Annotated in this window: 18 protein-coding genes; 8 read left to right on the top strand and 10 right to left on the bottom strand. The window is 47.9% G+C overall.

Annotated elements, in window-relative coordinates:
• Positions 1-88 precede the first annotated feature (88 nt).
• Complete coding sequence (locus J4G07_13375) at positions 89-1486, bottom strand: tetratricopeptide repeat protein (protein ID MCE2414985.1); 1398 nt, start codon at positions 1484-1486, stop codon at positions 89-91.
• A 345-nt stretch (positions 1487-1831) separates the two neighbouring features.
• Here J4G07_13375 and J4G07_13370 point away from each other — a divergent pair, with 345 nt between their 5' ends.
• The 8 genes from J4G07_13370 (at position 1832) to J4G07_13335 (ending at position 10058) form a co-directional block, all read left to right on the top strand.
• Complete coding sequence (locus tag J4G07_13370) at positions 1832-2746, top strand: NAD(P)-dependent oxidoreductase (protein MCE2414984.1); 915 nt, start codon at positions 1832-1834, stop codon at positions 2744-2746.
• 51 nt (positions 2747-2797) lie between these two features.
• Complete coding sequence (locus J4G07_13365) at positions 2798-3544, top strand: NTP transferase domain-containing protein (protein ID MCE2414983.1); 747 nt, start codon at positions 2798-2800, stop codon at positions 3542-3544.
• Between the two features lie 24 nt (positions 3545-3568).
• Positions 3569-4777, top strand: coding sequence for a glycosyltransferase family 2 protein (locus J4G07_13360; protein ID MCE2414982.1), 1209 nt, complete (start codon positions 3569-3571; stop codon positions 4775-4777).
• 274 nt (positions 4778-5051) lie between these two features.
• Positions 5052-6128 carry an aminotransferase class V-fold PLP-dependent enzyme gene (locus tag J4G07_13355; protein MCE2414981.1) on the top strand — a complete coding sequence of 359 codons (1077 nt, stop codon included), beginning with the start codon at positions 5052-5054 and terminating at the stop codon, positions 6126-6128.
• Between the two features lie 231 nt (positions 6129-6359).
• Entirely contained in the window at positions 6360-7937 is a 1578-nt protein-coding gene (locus J4G07_13350; GenBank protein MCE2414980.1) for a DUF4861 family protein, read from the top strand.
• 22 nt (positions 7938-7959) lie between these two features.
• Entirely contained in the window at positions 7960-8559 is a 600-nt protein-coding gene (locus J4G07_13345; GenBank protein ID MCE2414979.1) for a thiamine pyrophosphate-binding protein, read from the top strand.
• A 171-nt stretch (positions 8560-8730) separates the two neighbouring features.
• Entirely contained in the window at positions 8731-9633 is a 903-nt protein-coding gene (locus J4G07_13340; GenBank protein MCE2414978.1) for an aldo/keto reductase, read from the top strand.
• Positions 9634-9728: 95 nt separating this feature from the next.
• Positions 9729-10058, top strand: a complete 330-nt coding sequence (locus J4G07_13335) for an AbrB/MazE/SpoVT family DNA-binding domain-containing protein (GenBank protein MCE2414977.1) — start codon at positions 9729-9731, stop codon at positions 10056-10058.
• Between the two features lie 155 nt (positions 10059-10213).
• On the opposite strand, the gene J4G07_13330 is transcribed toward J4G07_13335, so the two are convergent.
• From J4G07_13330 to J4G07_13290, 9 genes are all read right to left on the bottom strand, one after another.
• Positions 10214-10819: a hypothetical protein gene (locus J4G07_13330; GenBank protein ID MCE2414976.1), complete on the bottom strand. Its 606-nt coding sequence runs from the start codon at positions 10817-10819 to the stop codon at positions 10214-10216.
• A 37-nt stretch (positions 10820-10856) separates the two neighbouring features.
• Positions 10857-11657 carry a tryptophan synthase subunit alpha gene (gene trpA, locus J4G07_13325; protein MCE2414975.1) on the bottom strand — a complete coding sequence of 267 codons (801 nt, stop codon included), beginning with the start codon at positions 11655-11657 and terminating at the stop codon, positions 10857-10859.
• 290 nt (positions 11658-11947) lie between these two features.
• Positions 11948-12196, bottom strand: a complete 249-nt coding sequence (locus J4G07_13320) for a hypothetical protein (GenBank protein ID MCE2414974.1) — start codon at positions 12194-12196, stop codon at positions 11948-11950.
• Complete coding sequence (locus tag J4G07_13315; GenBank protein ID MCE2414973.1) at positions 12196-13824, bottom strand: AAA-like domain-containing protein; 1629 nt, start codon at positions 13822-13824, stop codon at positions 12196-12198. The genes J4G07_13320 and J4G07_13315 overlap by 1 nt, the downstream gene beginning before the upstream one ends.
• Positions 13825-13989: 165 nt before the next feature.
• Complete coding sequence (clpB, locus tag J4G07_13310) at positions 13990-16572, bottom strand: ATP-dependent chaperone ClpB (protein ID MCE2414972.1); 2583 nt, start codon at positions 16570-16572, stop codon at positions 13990-13992.
• 456 nt (positions 16573-17028) lie between these two features.
• Positions 17029-18543 (bottom strand): CRTAC1 family protein, encoded by a 1515-nt coding sequence (locus J4G07_13305; protein MCE2414971.1) that lies wholly within the window; start codon positions 18541-18543, stop codon positions 17029-17031.
• Between the two features lie 268 nt (positions 18544-18811).
• The gene (locus J4G07_13300) at positions 18812-19597 is read right to left on the bottom strand and encodes an ADP-ribosylglycohydrolase family protein (GenBank protein MCE2414970.1); all 786 of its coding nucleotides are present in this window, start codon (positions 19595-19597) and stop codon (positions 18812-18814) included.
• A gap of 185 nt (positions 19598-19782) precedes the next feature.
• The gene (locus tag J4G07_13295; GenBank protein ID MCE2414969.1) at positions 19783-20619 is read right to left on the bottom strand and encodes a hypothetical protein; all 837 of its coding nucleotides are present in this window, start codon (positions 20617-20619) and stop codon (positions 19783-19785) included.
• A gap of 57 nt (positions 20620-20676) precedes the next feature.
• The gene (locus J4G07_13290) at positions 20677-21513 is read right to left on the bottom strand and encodes a hypothetical protein (GenBank protein ID MCE2414968.1); all 837 of its coding nucleotides are present in this window, start codon (positions 21511-21513) and stop codon (positions 20677-20679) included.
• Positions 21514-22115: the final 602 nt, after the last annotated feature.

The raw sequence follows: 22115 nt of genomic DNA, 5'->3' as shown, positions 1-22115 counted from the left end.
CGCCCTACAGCACACGACCGATCACTCTTCTATGAAAGCAGCAGAGGGAAACCGAGTATAGGAGGGGGGTTTCCCTGGAAATTTCGGATTAGCTGCCCATGCCGGGATGAGAACTGGCATCTTGGTCAGACGTTCCCGCTTCCTGTTCCTCGTAGAACTTGTACCCGTCTTCGTCCTGATCAAGTTCATACTGCCGGACTATCTGTTCTGCTTCGCGAAGGTAGGGTGTATCTCCCTTTGTAATGCTCATATAGGCTTTGAACCCTTCATAAGCAGCCCCGAATTCACGAATGGAACGATAGCAAACCGCCTGTTGGTAGACGGCTTCGTTTCGCCATACGGACTCCGGAGCGTTTTCAAACAGATTGTCGTATGCCTCAATTGCACGCTCGTACTCAGCATTTTGTTGATAAAGGGTACCGGTACGATACAGTGCGTCTGCGGAGGCAAATTTCTTATGAGATAGATCTCGCGCCAACGTCTTGTAAGCATTGATGGCACGGGGGAAGTTGCGAAGTTTCTCCCAATTGCCCCCAATCTGTTGGAAATTTTGAACGACCTGATCACTATATCCCATCACCCACATGTCAGCAGGCGTAATTTTCCGTCCGGTCTTTTGATATTCGACCGCTTTCTTATTGCGGAACTTATTAATTTCATCCATTAGGAAACTAATCTCTATCAGGATTTCATTCGTCTGTTTCAGGAGCGTTCCAGCCTGCGAAGCCTCGTAAGAATCTGGAAACTTTTCAGCGACACCGACAAAGGCGGGCCAGCCGCCTCCATAATCGAAGAGGGTATAAAAGTAGACGTTGCCAATCTGGAATTGCGCCTGCGGTGCTTTGGGGTGCTCAGGAAATTCTTCGACCATTCGCTCGTAATTGCGGATAGATTCGGTATAATTTTCCAAGCTTTCATAAGCACGCGCTACCTCGTAGAGTGCCTCTGCCGCGATGTTAAAGGTCTCATCTGTTGGCGAATCGTCGTAAATAGCTTTATAGTTTTGGTATTCAGCCCGCTTCGCCTTAATGACCTCGCGGTTCTTTCGAATATTCGCCGTGCCACTTTTCGCTTCGTTTGCGTAATATCCAGTGGGGTCTAACGCAACAATAGCTTGATAATGCTCAACCGCTTTATCCCAATCGTAGCGGCGTTTATAGACTTTAGCGATCTGGAAGTGTGCGCGCTGTGCCCACTTCCCTTTCGTATCGCGTTCAATGACCTCTGAATAGAGGGCTATCGCTCTATCGTAAAGTTCCTGTTGTCTTTTGCGATTTTCCTCCATCTTTGCTGGATCATCGTCGCGCACCTCTATGGTTTCCGCCTCGTCAAACGCACTGTCGGCGTTCTGAAGCTTGGCACCAAGAGGAATAATGCTGCTCATGCCGGTACACCCGCTAATCGTCATTGCAAGAAAAACGAGGGCAAAGATGAGAAGATAGGCCCGATCTATTCGGAGACCGAAGCCGTGTGTGAAACGGTTCATTGTGAGTCCTCCTTAGGAAAATAGAAATGTGCCGGTATATTTTCAGACAGAACAACAGATTTAACCGGCTCCCGTTCGTTGTTCTGAACATTATACGAAATTTAAAAAAAATGTCAATTCTTTTTTTCATTTTTTAAATTCCAATTGTTTTGATTCTTTCCAAGATTTGTGCGAAATCCGAAGCTCACATCTATAGAAACAGACAAACACTAACAGGAAAAACTTGACAAACATCTGTAGATATGTAAAAATTGGGCTTGCATAAAACGATTGGTATTCCAATCGCTGAATAACTTACTCAAATAGGCTTGCAGTGTGAAAATTAACAATAGCAAGGAGGCAAACATGGCACAGTCACAAAATAGGGCTGATTACAAAATTGGTGTTGTGGGTGTAGGCAGAATGGGGGCGAACATCGCCCGACATCTCAATGACGAAGGCTTTGATGTTACTGCTGTGTACGACGTTGCAAACGAACGCGCACAAGAACTCGCGGCAGAAATCGGGGCAACAGCGGCAGGAGAACTCGCGAACGTTACGGCGCTCGCAGACTATATCATCACTGTGGTTACTGACGACGCGGCGATGCGGACAATTTTCTCGGACGATGCAGAGGACAACCTCCTTCAGGGCGCATCCGGCAAAGTCTTTATTAACTGTGCTACAATTAGCCCCCAAGTCCACGTGGATGTTGAGCACCTCGCGGCGAAGCATGGTGCTGAGACTCTTGAAGGGTGTATGGCAAGTAGTATCACACAAGCACGAGAAGGCACACTCTACCTCATGTGTGGCGGGAAAAAGGAAACATTCGACAGGGCACGCGCTATTCTGGATTCAATGAGCATCTCGCTCCGCTACATCGGTGAAGCCGGTCAAGCAGCACAAGTAAAAGCACTCGTCAATATGGTAATGAATATCAATACAGCCGGTCTTGCTGAAGGGCTCGGCTTGGGTGCCGCACTTGGATTAGATTTGGCAATGTTGCAGGAGGTCTTCGCACAGACAGGCGCAAACTCACGCGTCTTGGAAACCGACGGAGAAGACATGGAAGCACGCGATCATGAGTGTTATTTCTCAGCTGCCCATGCCTCCAAAGATTCAGGGATTGCCCTTGACTTGGCAGACGATACTGGTATTTCTCTCCCACTTGCACAGGCGACGAAGGCACAGTATGATCGGATGATTGAACACGGATTGGGGGACTTGGATAAGTCGGGTGTTGCTGAACTCACCTTCCCCGGACGGGGTCCAAAGAATTAAAAACGTCCAAATCCTTAGCCCTCACCGCGAAATCAGGAGCGCAAACCTATGATGTTTAACCGCAAGGAAACATTAAAAGGCGTAATCCTCGCAGGTGGACTCGGCACCCGTTTGCATCCACTCACCAAAGTTACCAGTAAACACCTTCTGCCTGTAGGCAACGAACCGATGGTGTTTCATAGTGTCAAACAGCTCACAACTGCAGGCATCACCGATATCCTTATCGTGACGAATCCGCAATACGTCGGAGACTTCGTGAAGGTTTTGGGCGGTGGGAATGATTTTGGGTGTGAACTCACCTATCGGGTGCAAGAGGAAGCCAAAGGCATTGCGCATGCCCTCGCATTGGCAGAAGGGTTCGCCAGCGGTGGCAACGTCGCTGTTCTGTTAGGTGACAATATCTTTGAAACCTCAATCCAGCAAGCCGTTAACGACTTCCACGCGCAACAACAAGGGGCTCGCGTCCTCCTCAAACAGGTATCCGATCCTGAACGTTACGGCGTGGCAACGTTGGATGGGAGGCATATCGTTGCGATAGAAGAGAAACCGAAACGTCCGAAAAGCGATTACGCAGTCGTAGGTGTCTATTTCTATGACGCATCCGTGTTCGACATCATCCGTACAGTTGAACCTTCAGCACGCGGGGAATACGAAATAACCGCTGTCAACAACGCATATATTCAGCGTGGGGAACTTGAATACAGTCTTGTCCAAGGAAAATGGATTGACGCAGGAACGTTTGACTCGCTCACTGAAGCGCATCAGATCTTGCTAAATTCCCCAGACTGGCAAGGGTAGGAAGTGAACTGGAAACTACTAAAAATGGACGAAAAACTGATCCTATCCATCGTGGTCCCCGTTTACAACGAAGAAGAAAACGTTCGCCTATTGTTTGAAAAAATCCAATCTGTATGTGATACAATCGGTGATTCTTATGAAGTGTTGTTCGTGGATGACGGCAGCAGCGATAAAACTTTCGCCGTGCTTTCGGAACTAAGCAAACAGAAACCGCAGCTCGCAGTCATTCGATTTGAAAAGAATGCCGGACAAACAGCAGCAATGGCAGCAGGCTTTGAATTCGCACAAGGGCAGCGGATCGTCAGTATGGACGGTGATTTACAAAACGATCCAGCCGACATTCCGAAACTGCTCAAGAAATTGGACGAAGGTTACGATTTGGTGTGTGGATGGCGCAAAGAACGGCAGGATGAATTTTTAACGCGGCGCGTCCCGTCTATCGTCGCGAACTGGATAATTGGCAAGGTAACGGGCGTCCCTATACATGACAATGGATGCTCGCTCAAAGCATACCGAGCATCCGTTATCAAACAGGTCCCGCTCTATGGAGAGATGCACCGATTTATCCCTGCGATGTCTACAGTCGCAGGTGCGCGTATCGCAGAAATTGTCGTCACACATCACCCGAGACGTTTCGGAGAAAGCAAGTACGGGCTTGGTAGAGTCTGGCGTGTGATGCTCGACATTATCGCCTTCAAGTTTATCATCTCTATTTTTACACCGCGTCCGGATCCACAAAAACCATCACTGCTGCAGCGATTGTCAGATGTGTTTTTCCGTCCGAAGCAGAGAGCATTTCGCGTTGCTGCGTTCCTAAGCCTTCCTTTCTTCGTGTTAGGACGTGTTTTATTCGGGAATGCTAACATTACGGCACTGAGTTGCTTCGGCTTAGCGATAGCTTTACTGATACTTGGCTGGATAGCTGAGAACAAAATTCAGCACGCCCAAAAAGATTCAGACACATTAGGGACACTCGCGCGTTTTTTTCTCATTCAGTGTAAACGGAGACCTATTCGGTTTTTAGGACCCATCGGCGTTGCGTTGTTCGGACTCGGTGCTATCTTCCTCCTTACGCCTGTCAACTCTCTGTTGCTGAAAATTTTGGACGTTGGCGCATCGGATCCGAGTGCTATCTTTATCGCGGGTGGCATCCTCGTATTCTGCTCTGGTTTGTTTGGTGAACTCATCACTTATGCCAACGCAAAACGAGTAAAAGACTACACGATTCTTTAATTTTGCCTTGCGGTTCGGTGAGGCGGGTTTTCATCTGTGACGTGCCTTTCCGTAGACCTGCAGAAACACCCAAGCAAAAACCATGCCCCGATGTTGCAGGCTACATCTTTGGTGAGAAAATAGATAAAGGGTTTTCTTAAGATACTTCAAAATGGGTAGCCCGTAATGAAATGGAGGGCGGATATAAGCAACGCACCTAAAAGTCGAAACGGGCGTTGTTTCTCCGCAAGGAATAATTAAAATTGAATTTCCGGTAACTGAATCTTATATCTATATGAACCATGCCGGGGTTGCCCCGTTATCGCGTCGGGTGCAGGACGCGATGACAGGTTTTATAGAGGATGCGACTGTGAACGGTGCCGTAAACGCTGAGCAATGGGCGGAAACGGCTGAGGTTTGTCGCGCAGCGGCGGCACAACTCATCAATGCCGATACCACAGAAATCGCGTTCATGAAGAATACGACACAAGGTATTCTTATCGCGGCGAACGGTATTGATTGGCGAGAAGGCGATAATGTCGTCACAACAGCGGTTGAGTTCCCCGCCAATATCTATCCGTGGTGGAGCTTAAAAGAACGCTACGGTGTTCAAACGCGCATGGTGCCCGAGCGAGATGGATGCATTCATATCGATGATATTGCTTCCGCTATCGACGCACGTACACGTGCCTTGACAATCAGTCATGTAGAGTTCGCCTCCGGCTTCCGAAACGATATTCAGGCACTCGGAGATCTGTGCCGAGAACATAGTATTTGGTTCATCGTTGACGCTATCCAGAGCCTCGGTGCCATTGAGGTGGATGTGAAAGCTTGTAATGTTGATATTCTCGCAGCCGATGGACATAAATGGCTATTGGCACCCGAGGGCGCGGCAATCTTCTATTGTGCAGACGAAAAACGTGATCAACTCATCAATACCAATGTTGGTTGGTCGAGTGTCGTAAACCCACGCGATTTTCTCAATTACGATTTAACCCAGAAACCGGACACAACCCGTTTTGAGGAAGGCTCTTACAACAGCGTCGGACTTTATGGACTCAAAGCAGCGGTTGACTTACTCCTTGATATCGGTATCCCTACAATTGAAGCGCGCATTCTGGAACTCACGAAACGTTTAACAGGAGGATTGGAAGCCAAAGGCTATCGTGTTATCACACCGAAAGCAGATTCAGATCGAGCGGGGATTGTTATTTTTGAAAGTGAACAACACACACCTTCTGAAATTTATGAGAAACTCCACGCTGAGAAGATAATTACAGCGGAACGTGGAAGCGGAGTCAGGGTCTCTCCTCATTTTTACAACACTCCAGCTGAAGTTGAACGCCTGCTTGAAGTGCTACCCGACCTGTAATTTCAATGGTTGTCAGTCATCAGTTGTCGGTTAAGAGATATTTTGGGACAATCTTCGTTGCTGTTGGACTATTCCAAGTTTGGGAAGATTGTTCCCAGTGCCCTCTTTAACTGATAACTGATAACCGATAACTGACAACGATAAAAAAAGGAAAGACAATTGATTATACATCAACAAAACAACACTCAGGCGCATACAACAGGTTGGTCATCCAGCAAGAAGAAAACGTTGATGAAGGACAGGAAAGATAGAACGGCGCGTGTTCCGAATCTTCCAATCTTCCAATCTTCCAATCTTCTCTTCCGACCGCCGATAGGAACTGACCACCGACAGTCCCTCTTTTACCTGTCGCTTATGTTAGGTACACTGTTGATATTCAGTGCTTGTACGATGCCCGGCGGTGATCAGAAGATTAGCAAGATCCGCCTCTCCATCCAAAATACATTACCTCTCCCTCGAAAAAAGATTCCGATTGTGTTGACCGGGGCACAACTCCGAAAAGTGAATCCCGATTTCACTTTTAAAGCCTATTCTGTGGTTACCGGAAAAGCTCCACGAGAAGTGATGGTTCCAGCGCAAGCAGATGACTTGGACTATGACGGTGAACTCGATCAACTCTGTTTTCTGTTAGATTTAGAGCCCGAACAGACAAAAGAGATTTCCATTCTTTACGATCCGAATGTCAAAGCGACGTTAACACTGGATATTAATAAACAGACGCGCGCCGCTATTTTTCCTGAACTCAACGTCGTGGCAGCAATGGAATCGAATCTGATTGCGTATTTATTAAAGCCGAACGGTGCCTTCATCACTTATGGTAAGAAACGAGCAGAATTGTTCAGCGTGGATGCGATGTTTCAACCCGAATTAGATTACGGAAGGCCACTCTCACCAGAACTCAGACACCATTTTGAGAACAACGGCATTACCCTCTCCCAACAGGTCCAAATAGAAATAGAGAAACCAGAGCAACAGTGGATTGTCCGTGATCTTGAGAATCAAGAAATCTACTTTATCCGAAAATCGTTTAATATTGAAACCGATCTTGAGCAGGAAGCTACAACAGAAGGGCAGTTGGATATAGTGCAATCGATTGGCTTATCGTTGAACGCGCTGCTCGAACCTGAGACACCCGGAATGGTTGCGCTAAATCGTTCTGAGGGTCTAATAGGTTGTGGCGGAATTGCACTGTGGCATAAAGAAAAAGAGGAGATGATCCCACTACCCACGGAAGGGGATTACGTCCGTATTCTCGCTGATGGTTCCATTCGCTCTATTGTCCAGCGCATTGTCCCAGCGTGGAAAGTTCAAGATAAGACCCACCAGTTGACATTAACCACTTTCATCTATGGAGATAATTCGTGGATCGAACATCATGTCCATATTGATGGTAATCTCGCAACGGATTATGCTATTGCTACAGGTATCCCACACCTCAACGGTGTTTATGAAGAGGACAGAGAACAGGGATGGATATGGAGTTGGGGGACAGATCCAAGCGACATAGACACACTCGGCTTTGCCCTCATTGCCTTCACGCATCGCGAAGTACACGGTACAAAGGAGCAAGCCGCTATAGGAGACCTGCGGGACAATGCTGAGCACGAGGCATCGGACAGCTCTCTTTTGCCAGTTATCTTAACCCCTGATGCGGAAGGTAGGCTCAATTATCGGACCTTTGCTATCTGGGGTGGTGGTATTGATGGCATTGAGACCGAGACGGAATTCGCGGAACATGTTCAAATCACAACGACTGCATTGAGGACCCCGCCACATATCAAATTCTTACCGAAAGAGGAAGAAAAGTAGTCTCAAATAAACGGGAGAAATTATGCTCATCAAGGAAGAATGTCTACAACGCATCGCAAACCAGCGGACAGACGAAATCGTCGTCACGACGATGGGAACCACGGTGCCATGGGGCAAAATATCAACGCATCCGTTGGACTATGCCTCCGTCGGAAGTGCGATGGGACACGCCGCCGATTTCGCACTCGGCATTGCACTTGCTAAACCCGATAAAAAGGTGATTGTGCTCAACGGTGATGGGAGCATGTTGATGTGCTTAGGGACATTGGCGACGATTACCGCTCTGAATACGCCACCTCCTAACTATCTACTTTTCGTTTGTGATAACGGCACCTATGAAGTAACAGGCAATCAACCAGTGCCTGTTGGCAAGTCAGGTTTCAACTGGACCGCGATTGCGACAGGGGTCGGTTTTAAGCAGGTTTATGAATTTGACGATTCAAACGCACTTGAGCAAGCTCTCCCGACGATCTGGAATGAAACAGGACCTATTTTTGTGAACCTGAAAATTGCGCAAGCCCACGAACCGCCGCCGGATCGGTGGGGTGGTTTCCCGTATCCATATCTGCAAGCGTCACTCGCCGAATCCACGCATAAGTTAAAACGAGCACTCGCAAGATAGTAGGCACGCTCCATCGGGTTCTCCATAACCCGCAGCATAATTGAGGAAGTTTGTCCTACTGAAACTTAATAAAACAAAGCAGTAAGCCTGCAACAACGGCGCAGGCGGCTCGAACGCTGAAACCGTCAAAATCTAAAGCTGCTTCATTTATCCGCAAGGAAGAATTGAAAAATGGAAACTACCACAAAATTAGAAACCCGACGAATGGGTCGGACTGAGATGCGTCCGAACGCGCTGGCTCTCGGCGCGGCGTGGATGTGGCAAAAACCAGACGCTGAAGTTATCGGTGCAATCCGTCACGGCATCGAACTCGGTATCAACTATATCGACACGTATCCGGGGCACGCGGAACATCTCTGGGGCGAGGCACTCTCCGATGGGTTGCGGGAAAAGGTCTATTTGCAGGCGAAGGTAGGCACACACCCGGAACGACGGAAAGACTTCTCCGCAGATGGGACACGCTGGAGTGTCACAAACAGCCTCAAAAGTCTACGCACGGATGTCCTTGATTCTGTCCTCATCCACGATCCGATTGATATGGAGAGTGTGTTGTCACCCGGATGTGCCCTGGATACGCTCTTAGAAATGAAATCGGAAGGTCATATTCGACATATCGGTGCCGGTGTCCGCTCCCATGAATTCCACAAAGAGCTTATCGAGACGGGGCATGTTGACATTATCCTTACCTTCTTAGACTATACGCTCTTATCTCAATCTGTGTCTGAGACAACCTTACCGCTTGCACGCGAACACGATGTCGGCATCATCCTCGCGAGTCCATTAGGTATGGGAAGTCTGACTGGAGTGGAACCGAAAGTCGAAGACGAACGCCGCCGTAATCCTGACGCTGAACCCAAGGCGTATGCAATGTGGAGATGGTGTCAGGAACGCGGGGTCAACATCCGTCATTTGGCGATGCAGTTTTGTCTCGCTGCACCCATAGAGGGTGTTGTGATGTTCGGTCCTGCGGATAAAGCGCAGGTAGAAGACGGATATGAAGCGGCGACGGCTGACATCTCGGAAGACATTTGGGAAGCATTTGAGGCGGAGTTTGACATCAAGCGCGGGATGTAAGTGATTATTGTAGCACTCTTGGGCTAAAAACCATTGCGTTGCACTCTTCATCAAAATCTGATATAATATCGGAAAGATTATAAAGGAGAGAGGAAATGCCAGAAATTAAGATTCTTCAGGATGGTCGAGTAACCATCCCGAAATACATCCGGGATACTTTGGGGCTCAAGAAAGGCGATATTGCGGAAGCAAAACTTGAGGATGGTCGAATCGTGATTACGCCAAACTTTTCTAAAAAGAAAACCGGCAAACTACCTCCAAAACGAGCGAAGGTATCGGCTTGGAATGAACTTCAACGCGTCATGAATAATGTTCATGAGAAAAACAAAGGTGTGAGCGAAGCGGAGGTCTCCGCAGATATCCAACACGCAGTTGCCGAACTTCGTCAGGAAGAATATGAGAAGAAAGCCTCGCGTTGTTCTTGATAGTGTCATGGCAGTAAGCGCCTTTCTCACTACAGGTTTGGCTGCTGGACTCATATATCAATGTCAGGAAAAAGTACATCTTTACACATCTGAAGAAATCTTGCAGGAAATCCGCCGTGTGCTTTTAGAAAAAGAGCATATCCGAAATCGTTATCTCATACTTTTTGCGACACCATACTTGCGAGGATGCCGAGAATTTTATCACATCGTTCGAGCATGTAAGTAGACATGTCAATATGGAGTTGCTTGCCCTCCAATTTGAGAAAGAGCCAATTAACTCCCGTCGTAGTGGCACCATAAATACACGGAATATCGTTCCCTTTTTCGGCATTAAAGCGTTGCGCAGCGATCATCTCCGCTACACATTGGCCGAGACCTGTTATGAGATCATCCTTCTTCGCTTCAACGAGAATGATGACAGGTGCCTCCAAATAATACTGGTTTGGGGACAGACTCACCAAAAAATCACACACCCCTGTCAAATCGTTTTCGGTATCAACATTGAAATCAATACCCGAAAAGAGACTAATGCGATGCTCAAAATGCTCTCGGAGTTCGACAAGAAGGTCTGCAACAATCATCTCCGACTTTGCCTTCTCCGTGCCTATAGCGACGGCTAATGGGACCTTTTTAGCCAACGCGTTCGTAAGCTCCACGCTCGGTTCGATCGGCTCTGTTTCGGAAAAGATACCTACAGCCTGAATCGCTTCCAGTTGAAATGCTTTTTGGACTGCTTCTAAAGTGAAATTGCTGTAAGCCATGTGTGAGAACCCTCCATTCCTTAAATTCAGAAGATCCTTACGCCTTTACCCCATTTGCCAAATCTGATGCGAATTGCTTCACTGCAGCGAGCAATTTGGCTTCGTTGTCCATATTGTCTTCAATAACATTGACAATAGCACTTCCAACAATCACGCCATCAGCAATCTGTGCAACTTGTGTTGCCTGATCCGGTGTTGATATACCGAAACCGACGCTAACTGGCTTGTCCGTGTGTTTTTGCAGTTCAGCAATCATGGGCGCGATTTCGTCCGACAACATCGTCCGTGCCCCCGTTACACCTGTGACTGATACACAATAGATAAATCCAGTGCTGACCGAGGCGATCAATTGCATCCGTTCCGGCGGACTTGTCGGTGCAGCAAGAAAGATCGTGGAGAGGCTATAGTTCGGTGCGACTTCAAGGAGCGATTGTGCTTGTTCCGGGGGCAGGTCGGGGACGATAACACCGTCAACGCCTGCGCCTTGTGCCGCCTTACAAAATGCGTCCTCTCCCATCCGAAAAATAGGATTATAGTAGCTCATAAGCGCGATGGGGATCTCCGTCTGTGGGCGGAGAGCCGCGACCATCTCAAGGATCTGTTGGAGTGAAATGCGATGGGTGAGCGCGCGTTCACTTGCGCGTTGGACGGTGGGTCCGTCTGCAATTGGATCGGAAAAGGGAACGCCGAGTTCGATGAGGTCTGCGCCTGCTTCCTCAAGTGTCAGGAGGAGTTTGGAGGTAAGTTCGGGGCTTGGGTCTCCGGCACAGAGATACGGCATAAATGCCTTGGCACCTTGATCTCGGAGTTCTTGAAATTTTTTATCAATTCGATTCATGGGTATAATTGCGTTCCGGCTTTCTGCTAATATGTTTTCTCAATTATACCTTGCATGGCTTGAAATGTCAAGGGAAGTTTGATGAGTTTCCAGAGGCATTCAATTCTTCTGTAGGAGGGGGGAAACACTTTCTTCGCATTGGATTTTAGCGTTTGCAAAAACACTCCGATTCCCGACTTCTTGCTGTAGGAGCGATCTCCCGGTCGCGATTTCTTACAAAAATGGATAGAAAGCCGACAATTGAATGCCTCTGACCCAGGTCGATATGTAAAAGGTTAGGTGTCCCTGTCTCATCCTTCATCAATGCGTTCAAGAATCCATTTCTCAATCAGTTCACCGGCTGGGATGCCAAGTTCCTCAGCAAGTCTTATCAAAACCTCAGTGTCTTCAGGTGTTAGCCAGACAGAGACTTTGAATTCACTGCCCTGTTTCAAGAGCATTCCCTCCCGTTGCTGCATCTCTTGGGCTGCGAAGTATTCATGATCACCGTAAACATCCTCGTATTCTTCAACTTCGGGATCTATAATGTGTTTAAGCATTATCGGCTCCTCTCTGTTTCATCTTGAGGTGATGAGGGGCTCTGTTGTGCAACAGGAATGACATAACTGCGTATCGTTAATCCTTCCACTGTCTCTGTCTCTATCCGCGGCTTTGGGACATCACGGTGGTCGAAAACGACGTAGTAGCCTTCGAGTGCCTTCTCCAACTTGAGATACGCAGCGAGTTGCTGCTTACCTGCCTGATAACGATGCTCGCCTCTCCAAATCTTGGTCTCAACGATATATTTTCGTTGATTGTGGATGATGCAGATATCTATTCTACCGCGCCCCGTTTGCACTTCAAGGAACATGCTACCCCCTACTGTTTGGACAAACTGATCAATATAGGTGAGGAGGAGATGTCGTCCGACAGACTCTTGTGGGGTTTGGGGCACTTGCAGAATCCGAAAACCTGCACGCGCGATGAAGTCGCAGAAATTATCAAGTAACGACTGCATGTCAATCTGTCCGGTATCTGTGAGGTAAGTCTGGAAGCCTGTGATGTTATCTGCGGGGAAATATTCCTCTTCCAATCCGTTTACTGTCGGTTTGAATGCTCGTAGGATGGAGTATAGATAAATTGGATTGGCGATTTCGCACATACGGTCAGACCCTTCAGAAATGACACCATAAGTGGCAAGTTCATTAATGAGTTCGTCGCGTAGGTTGAAATCAAGTCCATCTTCGTATGCTGTAATTCTCATCAGGATTTTTTCAAAACGCGGATCTCTGCGAATATTGGTTGTCAAATGCTCTATGTTAGTGTTTCTGCCTCGCAACAGTTGTGTATGTGCTGTAGTAAAGTGTGACATGGTAATCGTCTCAGTTTTCGGGATGTCAAGTTCCTCTGTGAGAATCTGTGCCAATCGGTTGACGAGTACGGGTTGGCCTGCAGTCTGCTTGTGAAGAGATATAATAACTTCAGGCGCGAAGGCTTGGTGTGTTTCCGTTGTATATTGTCCAAGAAGCTCTTGCACCTCTTCAAGTGTAAAATTTGGCAAGTCAAACTCATCTTGGATGTTGAATGGGGAGATGGAGCGATCATAGTTGAGTTGGGTAATACTCTTGACACCAATGATACTAACACTGTGGGGGCACCGGGGTTTACCAGCAATGTAGATATGACGGAGGGTGTGAAGAAAATCGCTCAGAACTGCTTGGGGAATACCATCAAACTCGTCGATGACAATAACAACCTTCTGTTCTCCATATTCAGCGTTCAGAAAACTTGCAAATTCCCTAAAGAATTCCAGCAGTGAGAGATGATCGGTGAGTGTTGTATTTGCCAAGAATTGTGCTAAATTTTTGGAAGGTGTAGCCCCGCGCTTTTGATAGACCTGCTCAATGCCTTGGCGCATCTGCTGGTAGAGATGCCCGTAGAAAGCGGAAGATGAGAGATTTTTATACACATCAAAATTCAGCGGGATTGGAAAGTAGGTTCGGACTTCTGTTATGAACTTATCGAAGGCCTGCTGGAAAAAGGTAGTTTTACCTGTTTGACGCGGCGCGAAAATGACAATATATCGCCCCTCTTTGATACGGTTGATGAAATCGTTAATTTTTTCTGCGCGTCGAACGAAGTAGTTTTCCGATGGATGCACAGGACCTTGGGTGCCAAAACGTTTCATTTTCCCCTCCTTCAGCAATTTATTCTCTTATATTTTTCTTTTCGCTTTTATGCTAAAGGATACCATCAAAACTTGCCGCATGTCAAGTCGATTTCGCTGATTTTAGAGCGGATAGATTTATATAAAGCGGGTGAGGCACAGAGACCTCACCCGATAGCGGTTAGATTACGCCTTCCGAAAGATGAACTTCTCGTCTTCAAAATCAACAGCGATTGCATCACCATCGTCGAAGGTGCTCTCCAGCATCTGAATCGCCAACGGATTGAGGATATCCCGCTGGATTGTGCGCCGGAGCGGTCGCGCACCGTACACCGCATCAAATCCGCGTTCGACTAATTCCCCTTTCGCAGATTCAGAGAGCGTCAGGGTCATCTCCCTTTCAGCGAAGCGGTGACTGAGTTGCGTAAGTTCCAACGTGACGATCCGTTTCAATTCCTCGACACCGAGTCGGTCAAAAATAATCAGGTCGTCAATACGGTTCAGGAATTCAGGCGGGAAATGCGCCTGGACGGCTTCCATCACTTTCCGACGAATCTCTTTTGTGTCCAAAAGTGCGTCGCTAATCCACTGGCTCCCGATATTGGAGGTCATGATGACAACTGCGTTTTTGAAATCGACGGTGCGTCCCTGGCCGTCCGTCATTCTGCCGTCATCGAGCATCTGGAGTAAAACGTTGAATACCTCCGGATGCGCCTTCTCAACTTCATCAAGCAGGATAACACAGTAAGGATGTCGTCGGACGGCTTCGGTGAGTTGTCCGCCTTCATCGTAACCGACGTATCCCGGGGGCGCGCCGATCAATCGTGAGACGGTGTGTTTCTCCATGTACTCGCTCATATCAATGCGTGTCATGGCGTTCGCATCGTCAAACAGGAATTCGGCGAGCGATTTGGCGAGATGCGTTTTACCGACGCCCGTCGGTCCCATGAAAAGGAAAGAACCGAGCGGTCGATCGGGATCACCGAGACCGACGCGCGCGCGGCGAATCGCGTTGGAGACAGCACTGACCGCCTCATCTTGTCCAATCACCTGTTCGCGTAAACGGTCCTCCATGTTGAGGAGTTTCTGAGTTTCACCTTCCATGAGTCGAGAAACAGGTATACCGGTCCACTTCGCTACAATTTCAGCGATGTCTTCCGCACTCACGCGCTCCTTTAACATCTGTGTTCCTTGGGTATCCGCTTCCAGCAATTCTCGGACCGTTTTGAGCCGTGATTCCAATTCCGGTATCTTGCCGTACTCAATCTCTGATGCGCTGCCGAGGTTGCCGGCGCGTTTGGCTTGTTCCGACGCAATACGGAGTGTTTCGATCTGTTCCATCAATTCGCCGATCTGCGTCAAATTCGCTTTTTCGTTCTGCCACGCGGCTTTGAGCGCGTTCGCTCTCTCTTTGAGTTCGGCAAGTTCAGCTATCAGTTTTTCAAGACGCTGTTGTGATGCACCGTCCTCCTCTTTCTCTAATGCTTGTTGCTCTATTTGGAGTTGGATGATCCGACGTTCCACCTCGTCAATCTCCTCCGGCACACTGTCGATCTCAATGCGCAGCCGCGAGGCGGCTTCATCTACCAAGTCCACGGCTTTATCCGGTAGGAACCGTTCAGAGATATACCGCTTCGAGAGGGTAGCTGCGGCGACAATGGCACTGTCTTGAATTTGCACGCCGTGATGCGTCTCATAGCGTTCCTTCAAGCCCCGAAGAATGGCAATCGTGTCTTCAACCGATGGTTCTTCTACTTGCACCGGCTGGAATCGGCGTTCCAAGGCGGCATCCTTCTCAATGTGTTTGCGGTACTCATCAAGTGTGGTCGCGCCTATACACCGGAGTTCACCGCGTGCCAGTGCGGGTTTGAGCATGTTTGAAGCGTCCACTGCACCTTCCGCTGCGCCCGCACCGACGATGGTATGGAGTTCATCGATGAAGAGCACCACTTGTCCCTCTGCCTGTTCCACATCGGTAAGCACCGCTTTCAGGCGATCTTCAAATTCACCACGATACTTACTACCCGCGATGAGTGCTCCTAAATCGAGGGCGATGAGCCGTTTATCGTGGAGGCTTTCTGGAACATCACCATCAGCGATACGTTGTGCTAACCCCTCTACGATCGCCGTTTTCCCGACACCGGGTTCACCAATCAGAACCGGATTGTTTTTCCGTCTGCGGGAGAGGACTTGCATCACGCGCCGGATTTCATCATCCCGCCCGATAACTGGATCGAGTTTCCCAGAAGTCGCTTCTGCGGTGAGTTCCCTGCCAAACCGAGTGAGTGCCTGATATTTATCCTCCGGGTTCTGGTCGGTTACTCGATGCGTGCCACGGATATCGACGAGTGCCTTAAGAATCTTGTCTTTTGTTACACCCGCTTCCCGAAGTATTTTGCCGACTTCGCTCTGTTTTGTCTCTGCACATGCTATCAGGAGATGTTCTGTACTGATGTATTCGTCTTTGAGGGTCGTTGCTACTTTGAAACCAGTATCCAGAACGGATCGTAGAGCAGGAGCCATACGCATTTCAGCTGCTGCGCCTTGGACTTTCGGTGTTTTTTGAACAGTGCCTTCAATCGCAGATGTAATGCCAGCAGTATCAACACCTAACTTCTGAAAAATCGGTGTAACAATTCCATCCGTCTGCCCGATGAGAGCCAACATCAGATGTTCAACCCCAAGTTCAGGGCTTTGGGTATCTGTTGCTACGTCTTGTGCTGCTTCGAGTGTTTCTTGTGCTTTAATTGTAAATCTGTCAAATCTCATTTTTTAATTGTTCCTTGCGGTTCGGTGAGTTGAGTTGGTTAAATGCGCTTACTTTCCGTATATCCGCCTGCGTGTTTTTGCTTGGGTATTTCTGCGTATTGTTGCAGGCTGCGCGTTTTGGCTGTAGTTTGTACTCAGATTCTAATCATTCTTTAATTATTCCTTCCCCTAAATCCCGCTTATCGGGGGGACTTTGTTGAGGGGAAAGACATAAGGCCTCTATATAGTATAGCTATAGCAAGATCTATGCCATTTTAATAGTTGTCAGTTGTCGGTTCGGTTTTTCTGTGAAAAATCTTTCAGTTTTCAGTTAAGAAGCGTTTTGCCTTGGCGTTCCCTCGTTTAGCAACACCTTCTTGTAACTGATAACTGATAACCACTAAGCCATTTTGGCATCCGATGCGCAAATCTGGCAGGAACAATCGGTTGTGGCACGCCAATTTAACACTTGATTTTTCATTTAGCTGGCAGGGGTTCGGCCACGACAAGTTCTTGGTTCACCGCGAGGTTTTCCAACGTCTGCACAACACCACTTTGCCAGCGAATCTGGAGTTTATCTACAATAGTCCGCTCCCCAAGCCCAAAAGTCAACCTCGGATCGTTGCTACTGAGGTAACTGTATCCTCGATGGACTTCACGCGTTTCGGATTCAGGACCGAGCGTCAATGTGACGCGTGCCCCGATGCCATCACGGTTGCTGCGGGTGCCGATCAGTTTGAGACGCAGATAGTTGTTGGAAGTGTGATTCTCATTTCGGAGGAGTGTCACTTTGTCGTTCAGCTGCGTGATAAGAAGGTCTGTATCGCCATCGTTGTCATAATCTCCGAAAAGGGTCCCACGACTGACAGCATCTCGACCTTCAAATCGCATCTCGGCAAACGTCTCATCATCTTGATTCCAGTAGAGTTGATTCGGTTGCTTATATGAGAGAACATCTGTGGTCCGCTCAACAGTTGGAAAGATATGACCGTTCGCGACGAAAATATCAAGGGAGCCATTGTTATCGGGGTCGAAGAATCCGGTTCCGAACCCCAAAAAGAGATAACTTTCTTCACCGAGCCGCGTCTTATAACTCACATCGGTAAACGTCCCGTCTCCGTTATTCCGATAGAGGGTGTTTGTCTCGTAAGAGAAATTGGTGACGAAGATATCAAGAAAACCATCGCCGTTATAATCTCCTGCATCAACACCCATACCGGCTTGGGCTACGCCGTCCACGCTGTAGGCACAACCTGTGAGGATAGCAATTTCGGCAAACGTTCCATCCCCTTTGTTGTAGAAGAGATAATTTGGCGTGTCATCGTTAGCAACGTAAATGTCTGGATTGCCATCGGCATCAAAGTCTGCGGCAACAACACCTAATCCTTTGCCAAGAAACATGCCCCCCGGATCCCGAATATTGGCGACATCTGTAGTGTCAGTAAAAGTGCCATCGCCGTTGTTCCGATAGAGTCTATCAGGGGCACCTTGGAAGTGCTTTGGGTGACAATAACCACGAACTTTCTCGGTTGCACCGAACGTAGGGTTTTCCAAGCAGATAGGAGCGGATCCATCTAATCTATAGTTGACGTAGTTAACGACGTAGAGATCAAGATAGCCATCGCTGTCGTAATCGAAAAAAGTCGCACTACTACTCCAACGGGTATCGCCTACGCCTGCTTGAGTGGTGACATCGGTGAATGTCCCGTCGCCGTCGTTATGATACAGCCGGTTCGCACCGAAATTGGTTACATAAATGTCCACGTAACCATCGTTGTTATAATCTCCGCAGGCGACACCGTGTCCATAACTTCCCTGATTGTTGACTTTAGCAGATTCAGTAACATCTGTAAAAGTGCCGTCGCCGTTATTTCTGAAAAGTGCACTTGGCGCAGCACTATTGACGAGGTAAAGATCAAGGTTACCATCGTCATCATAATCGAGGAATGCCCCACCAGCACCGAGGGTCTCAGGCAGGTGAAATTCACCCATCGCACCGTTGGCATGCGTAAAGCGGATACCGGCACTATCGGTAACTTCTGTGAAATGGATAGGAGGTTCTATGGGTAGCGCGGAAAACGGAATCAGAAAAAAAAAGAGGACAAGACAGGTTAGAGTCGCAGTTCGTTGACCACATTCTAAAGAGGCGAGGTTAGAAACCTCGCCAGCATCAGTAGTAGAGCAGTCGTAAAATCTATCATGCTCTAAAGTGGCATTAAACGCTTGATCATTCATAATATGTGTACGCGCTTTTGCAGATTTAACCTTCCGATATTTGATACATCTCCGAGATTATTTCGAGCATGTCGGGTGCTTTGACGAGATAGCGCACCTTTGCCCCTTCTTTAATTTTGTCAGGTATACCGTGTAGTGCTTCTGCGATACCACCCGCAATTGAACCGAGGGTATCGGAATCACCGCCAAGAGAAATGGCATTGCGCACAGCGTCTTCGTAATTTTCTGATTCTAAAGCACATGTAACCGCCTGTGGGACTGTGCCTTGGCACGTCATATCGAAAGCATAATCTGGACGGATATCGTCCACTGTTTGTGTCAGGTCGTAGCCGTACTCGGCAGTGAGAGTCTCGCGAATACTTGTAGGACTTTCGTCTCGGAAGGCGAGGTAGATGGCGTGAGTCGTCGCCCGAGCACCTTTTATGCCTTCCGGATGGTCGTGGCTGATAACGGTCACTTTGTCAGCAGCGACGAGTGCCGCATCCAAATCATCTTGGTTCAGAAACGCAGCCGGTGAGACGCGCATCGCCGCACCGTTACGGAAAGTGCAGTTGGGTGCATCCGTCTCAGCGTAAATCCAGTTTTTAAAAATTTGGCTGAAACCACACTTTGGATACCGCTTCCCCCATTTTCGCATCGTCTCCCCTGGCGGAAGGTCGTGTAAAAGAGCATCAGCGACAGCAGTCGTGCAGACCGAATCATCTGTGAAACGACAGTCTTCGCCGAAAAAAGGGAAATCTTTGGTCTTAATCCGACGATCCTTAGGTTCGTAGATTGATCCGACAATATCCCCGATAATCGCTCCTAACATATTCTGTCCCCTTTAAATGAAGTGTAGGGCTGAGATACAGAGACCTCGCCCTACAGGAAAACAATTAACTGTCAGCCATCAGGCGAATTTTACCCAAAAAATCCTTCCGATTCTCCGTCAGCATAAGAGGTGATGTTTAGCAAAAGCCTCTTTACTGACAACTGACAACCGACTGCCGATAACTATTATCGCAGTGTGCGTTGTGCCTTGATCGTCGCCCATGTAGTGGTAAACTTATCTTGCGGTTCAATGCTCGTGACGGCACCAACATACTCAGCGAAATCGGCTTCATCAAAAGCAGAGCCATAGACGATAACCTCGTCTATAATACCACCGAAATAGTGGATATCTGTCCCCTCGCCATCTTCATCGTGAAAAACGGCATTGGCGTTGACATGCCCGATACCGATGTCGTCGCCGTGACCATAAAGTGCGCCGCCTTCTTCACTCGCGACGAGTTTACCGTTAACCCACATCTCGAATTTATCCGCTTCGACTTCGTTCTTGGCATCTCGGATAACCAAGGCAACATGGTACCAAACTCCGGACTCTACCGCGACAGAGGGCCAAGCACCGTCCCAATTGTATTCGGCTCGGTTCCAGCCAGCCACATAAAGCTGCCCCTCAAAGACGTTGATGACGAGACCTCTCGTCCGACCGCCTTCCTCGTAAATCGTCTGCTTCTGTTCTGTGACACCCACATCTGTGCAGTTAAAGTAGCAGGCGATCGTCCGGTCAGTATAGAAGTCGGGTTGTGCTAAGGTATTAATACCGACAGAATCAGGGAGCTTAACGCCATCATCTTCACCGTCAAAAAGCAGTGCTTTGCCAACAATGCCATCAACGACCTCAGGATCTCCGACAATTGTTCCGTCCAAGCCCTTTCCGGAGGTATCCGCGGCATCTCCATCGTCAAAATTCCAAACTCCCTCGGCAGTCGCCTCGTCTCGCGCAGCGTAAGTCGCTACAGCGATAAGCATGAGTAAAACACTCAATACAGAAAAAAAACGATATTTCACCATTGTAGCAAATCTCCTTTATAAATTGTTGGTGTTGAACCCCAATTTGTGAGGTTGAGGTTACCTTTCAGTCCGTTGGGCTTTCAGGTGTGCCCAAGTTGTTGTGAATTTGCCTTGTGGTTCAACGCTCAGGGGGGACGCGAGGTCAGCAAAATCGGCTTCGTCAAAAGCGGAACCGTAGACAAGCACTTCGTCAATGAGACCACCAAACCAGTCAACGTCGGTTTGTCCCCCGCCACCGCCATCATGATAGACGGTATTCTGATTGAGATGACCGACACCAATATCGTCGCCGTGTGCATGGAGTTGCCCACCCTTTTCTTGGGCAATACGTTTGCCATCGAGCCACATCTCAAACTTTTTGCTCTCTACCTTGTCCCTTGCGTCGCGAATCACCAAACCGACGTGGTACCACTGATTGGACTTAATGTCTGCAAAAGGCCAGGCACCGTTCCAGTTGTATTCGGCGCGATTCCAACCGCCAGCGTAGACTTTACCATCATGCACATAGAGTATTAAGCCCCGTGTTGCACCGCCTTCTTCGAAGATTACCTGCTTCCGATCATCAATCTTTGCATCATCGCAGTAGAATAACGCCGCAACCGTCCTATTTGTATAAGGACCACCCGTGTTGATATCCTCGGAATCTGGAAATTTGATGCCATCGCTTTTGCCGTTGAACTTCAACGCTTTTCCGGCAATGCCATCAACGGCTTGCGGTTTTCCAGTAAAATTGCCGTCTAACCCTTTTTTTGAGGTGTCTTTGGCACTCCCATCGTTAAAGTCCCAGTTCGCAGCGACTGTTGCTTCATCTCGCTGTGCGTTCGCTGGCATGACGAGAAGCATTACACCCAATAGCAGGACGATACAGAATGTAGAAACAAACACTCGAATCATTTTAATCCCTCCTAAATATTCTCTCCTTTTTAAATTTGGAGGTTCAGGTTCTTGAGAGCGGAGAATCCACCCTCAAACTACAAACGTGTAATCACTCTTAATTATTATTTAAAAATTTAAAATTTTGTCAAGTAAAATTACGCAAACAGGAATTAAAAAACAATGAAAGTGTTCACCTTAACCCGATTCAATTACTTTGACATTGTGGACAGGCGGTATTCTGTGCCTCGCCAGCTGCTTGTGAAATGGTTTGGTGTTTCGTGAGATATTTACATATTTTAATAATTCACTATAGTTTCGAGGTATAGGTTTTTGCGTCGTATATGGCACTAATTTCAGAGTATTCAGAGTAAACTGGGCAGCAATGATTTTCATAGATGTCCTTGAACCTAAGCTACGACTGGATTTTAGGCGAATTTTACCAAGGGTTATCCGAAGTTACTCTGAAAATTATAATGAGTAACCCGAGTTCTATCTAAGAAGTTGACTGACCTATCTGGACTAATATATGATATTATGATATAAATACTAAAGTTTGGACAATTTTAAGAATTAAGATGATAGAAAGCAGAAAAGCAGGTATCCTTTCATAAAGACTCTAA

The sequence above is a fragment of the Candidatus Poribacteria bacterium genome (assembly GCA_021295715.1).
In the GTDB taxonomy this organism is placed as follows: domain Bacteria; phylum Poribacteria; class WGA-4E; order WGA-4E; family WGA-3G; genus WGA-3G.
This window is presented reverse-complemented; position numbering and strand designations above follow the sequence as displayed.

Excerpts from the sequence above, each read along its gene's own strand:
- J4G07_13365 (MCE2414983.1), top strand. The coding sequence starts at position 2,798 with ATGTTTAACCGCAAGGAAACATTAAAAGGCGTAATCCTCGCAGGTGGA.
- J4G07_13330 (MCE2414976.1), bottom strand. The coding sequence starts at position 10,819 with ATGGCTTACAGCAATTTCACTTTAGAAGCAGTCCAAAAAGCATTTCAA.
- clpB (MCE2414972.1), bottom strand. The coding sequence starts at position 16,572 with ATGAGATTTGACAGATTTACAATTAAAGCACAAGAAACACTCGAAGCA.
- J4G07_13335 (MCE2414977.1), top strand. The coding sequence starts at position 9,729 with ATGCCAGAAATTAAGATTCTTCAGGATGGTCGAGTAACCATCCCGAAA.
- J4G07_13360 (MCE2414982.1), top strand. The coding sequence starts at position 3,569 with ATGGACGAAAAACTGATCCTATCCATCGTGGTCCCCGTTTACAACGAA.
- J4G07_13320 (MCE2414974.1), bottom strand. The coding sequence starts at position 12,196 with ATGCTTAAACACATTATAGATCCCGAAGTTGAAGAATACGAGGATGTT.
- J4G07_13305 (MCE2414971.1), bottom strand. The coding sequence starts at position 18,543 with ATGGGTGAATTTCACCTGCCTGAGACCCTCGGTGCTGGTGGGGCATTC.
- J4G07_13295 (MCE2414969.1), bottom strand. The coding sequence starts at position 20,619 with ATGGTGAAATATCGTTTTTTTTCTGTATTGAGTGTTTTACTCATGCTT.
- trpA (MCE2414975.1), bottom strand. The coding sequence starts at position 11,657 with ATGAATCGAATTGATAAAAAATTTCAAGAACTCCGAGATCAAGGTGCC.
- J4G07_13340 (MCE2414978.1), top strand. The coding sequence starts at position 8,731 with ATGGAAACTACCACAAAATTAGAAACCCGACGAATGGGTCGGACTGAG.
- J4G07_13290 (MCE2414968.1), bottom strand. The coding sequence starts at position 21,513 with ATGATTCGAGTGTTTGTTTCTACATTCTGTATCGTCCTGCTATTGGGT.
- J4G07_13300 (MCE2414970.1), bottom strand. The coding sequence starts at position 19,597 with ATGTTAGGAGCGATTATCGGGGATATTGTCGGATCAATCTACGAACCT.
- J4G07_13350 (MCE2414980.1), top strand. The coding sequence starts at position 6,360 with ATGAAGGACAGGAAAGATAGAACGGCGCGTGTTCCGAATCTTCCAATC.
- J4G07_13355 (MCE2414981.1), top strand. The coding sequence starts at position 5,052 with ATGAACCATGCCGGGGTTGCCCCGTTATCGCGTCGGGTGCAGGACGCG.
- J4G07_13315 (MCE2414973.1), bottom strand. The coding sequence starts at position 13,824 with ATGAAACGTTTTGGCACCCAAGGTCCTGTGCATCCATCGGAAAACTAC.
- J4G07_13370 (MCE2414984.1), top strand. The coding sequence starts at position 1,832 with ATGGCACAGTCACAAAATAGGGCTGATTACAAAATTGGTGTTGTGGGT.
- J4G07_13375 (MCE2414985.1), bottom strand. The coding sequence starts at position 1,486 with ATGAACCGTTTCACACACGGCTTCGGTCTCCGAATAGATCGGGCCTAT.
- J4G07_13345 (MCE2414979.1), top strand. The coding sequence starts at position 7,960 with ATGCTCATCAAGGAAGAATGTCTACAACGCATCGCAAACCAGCGGACA.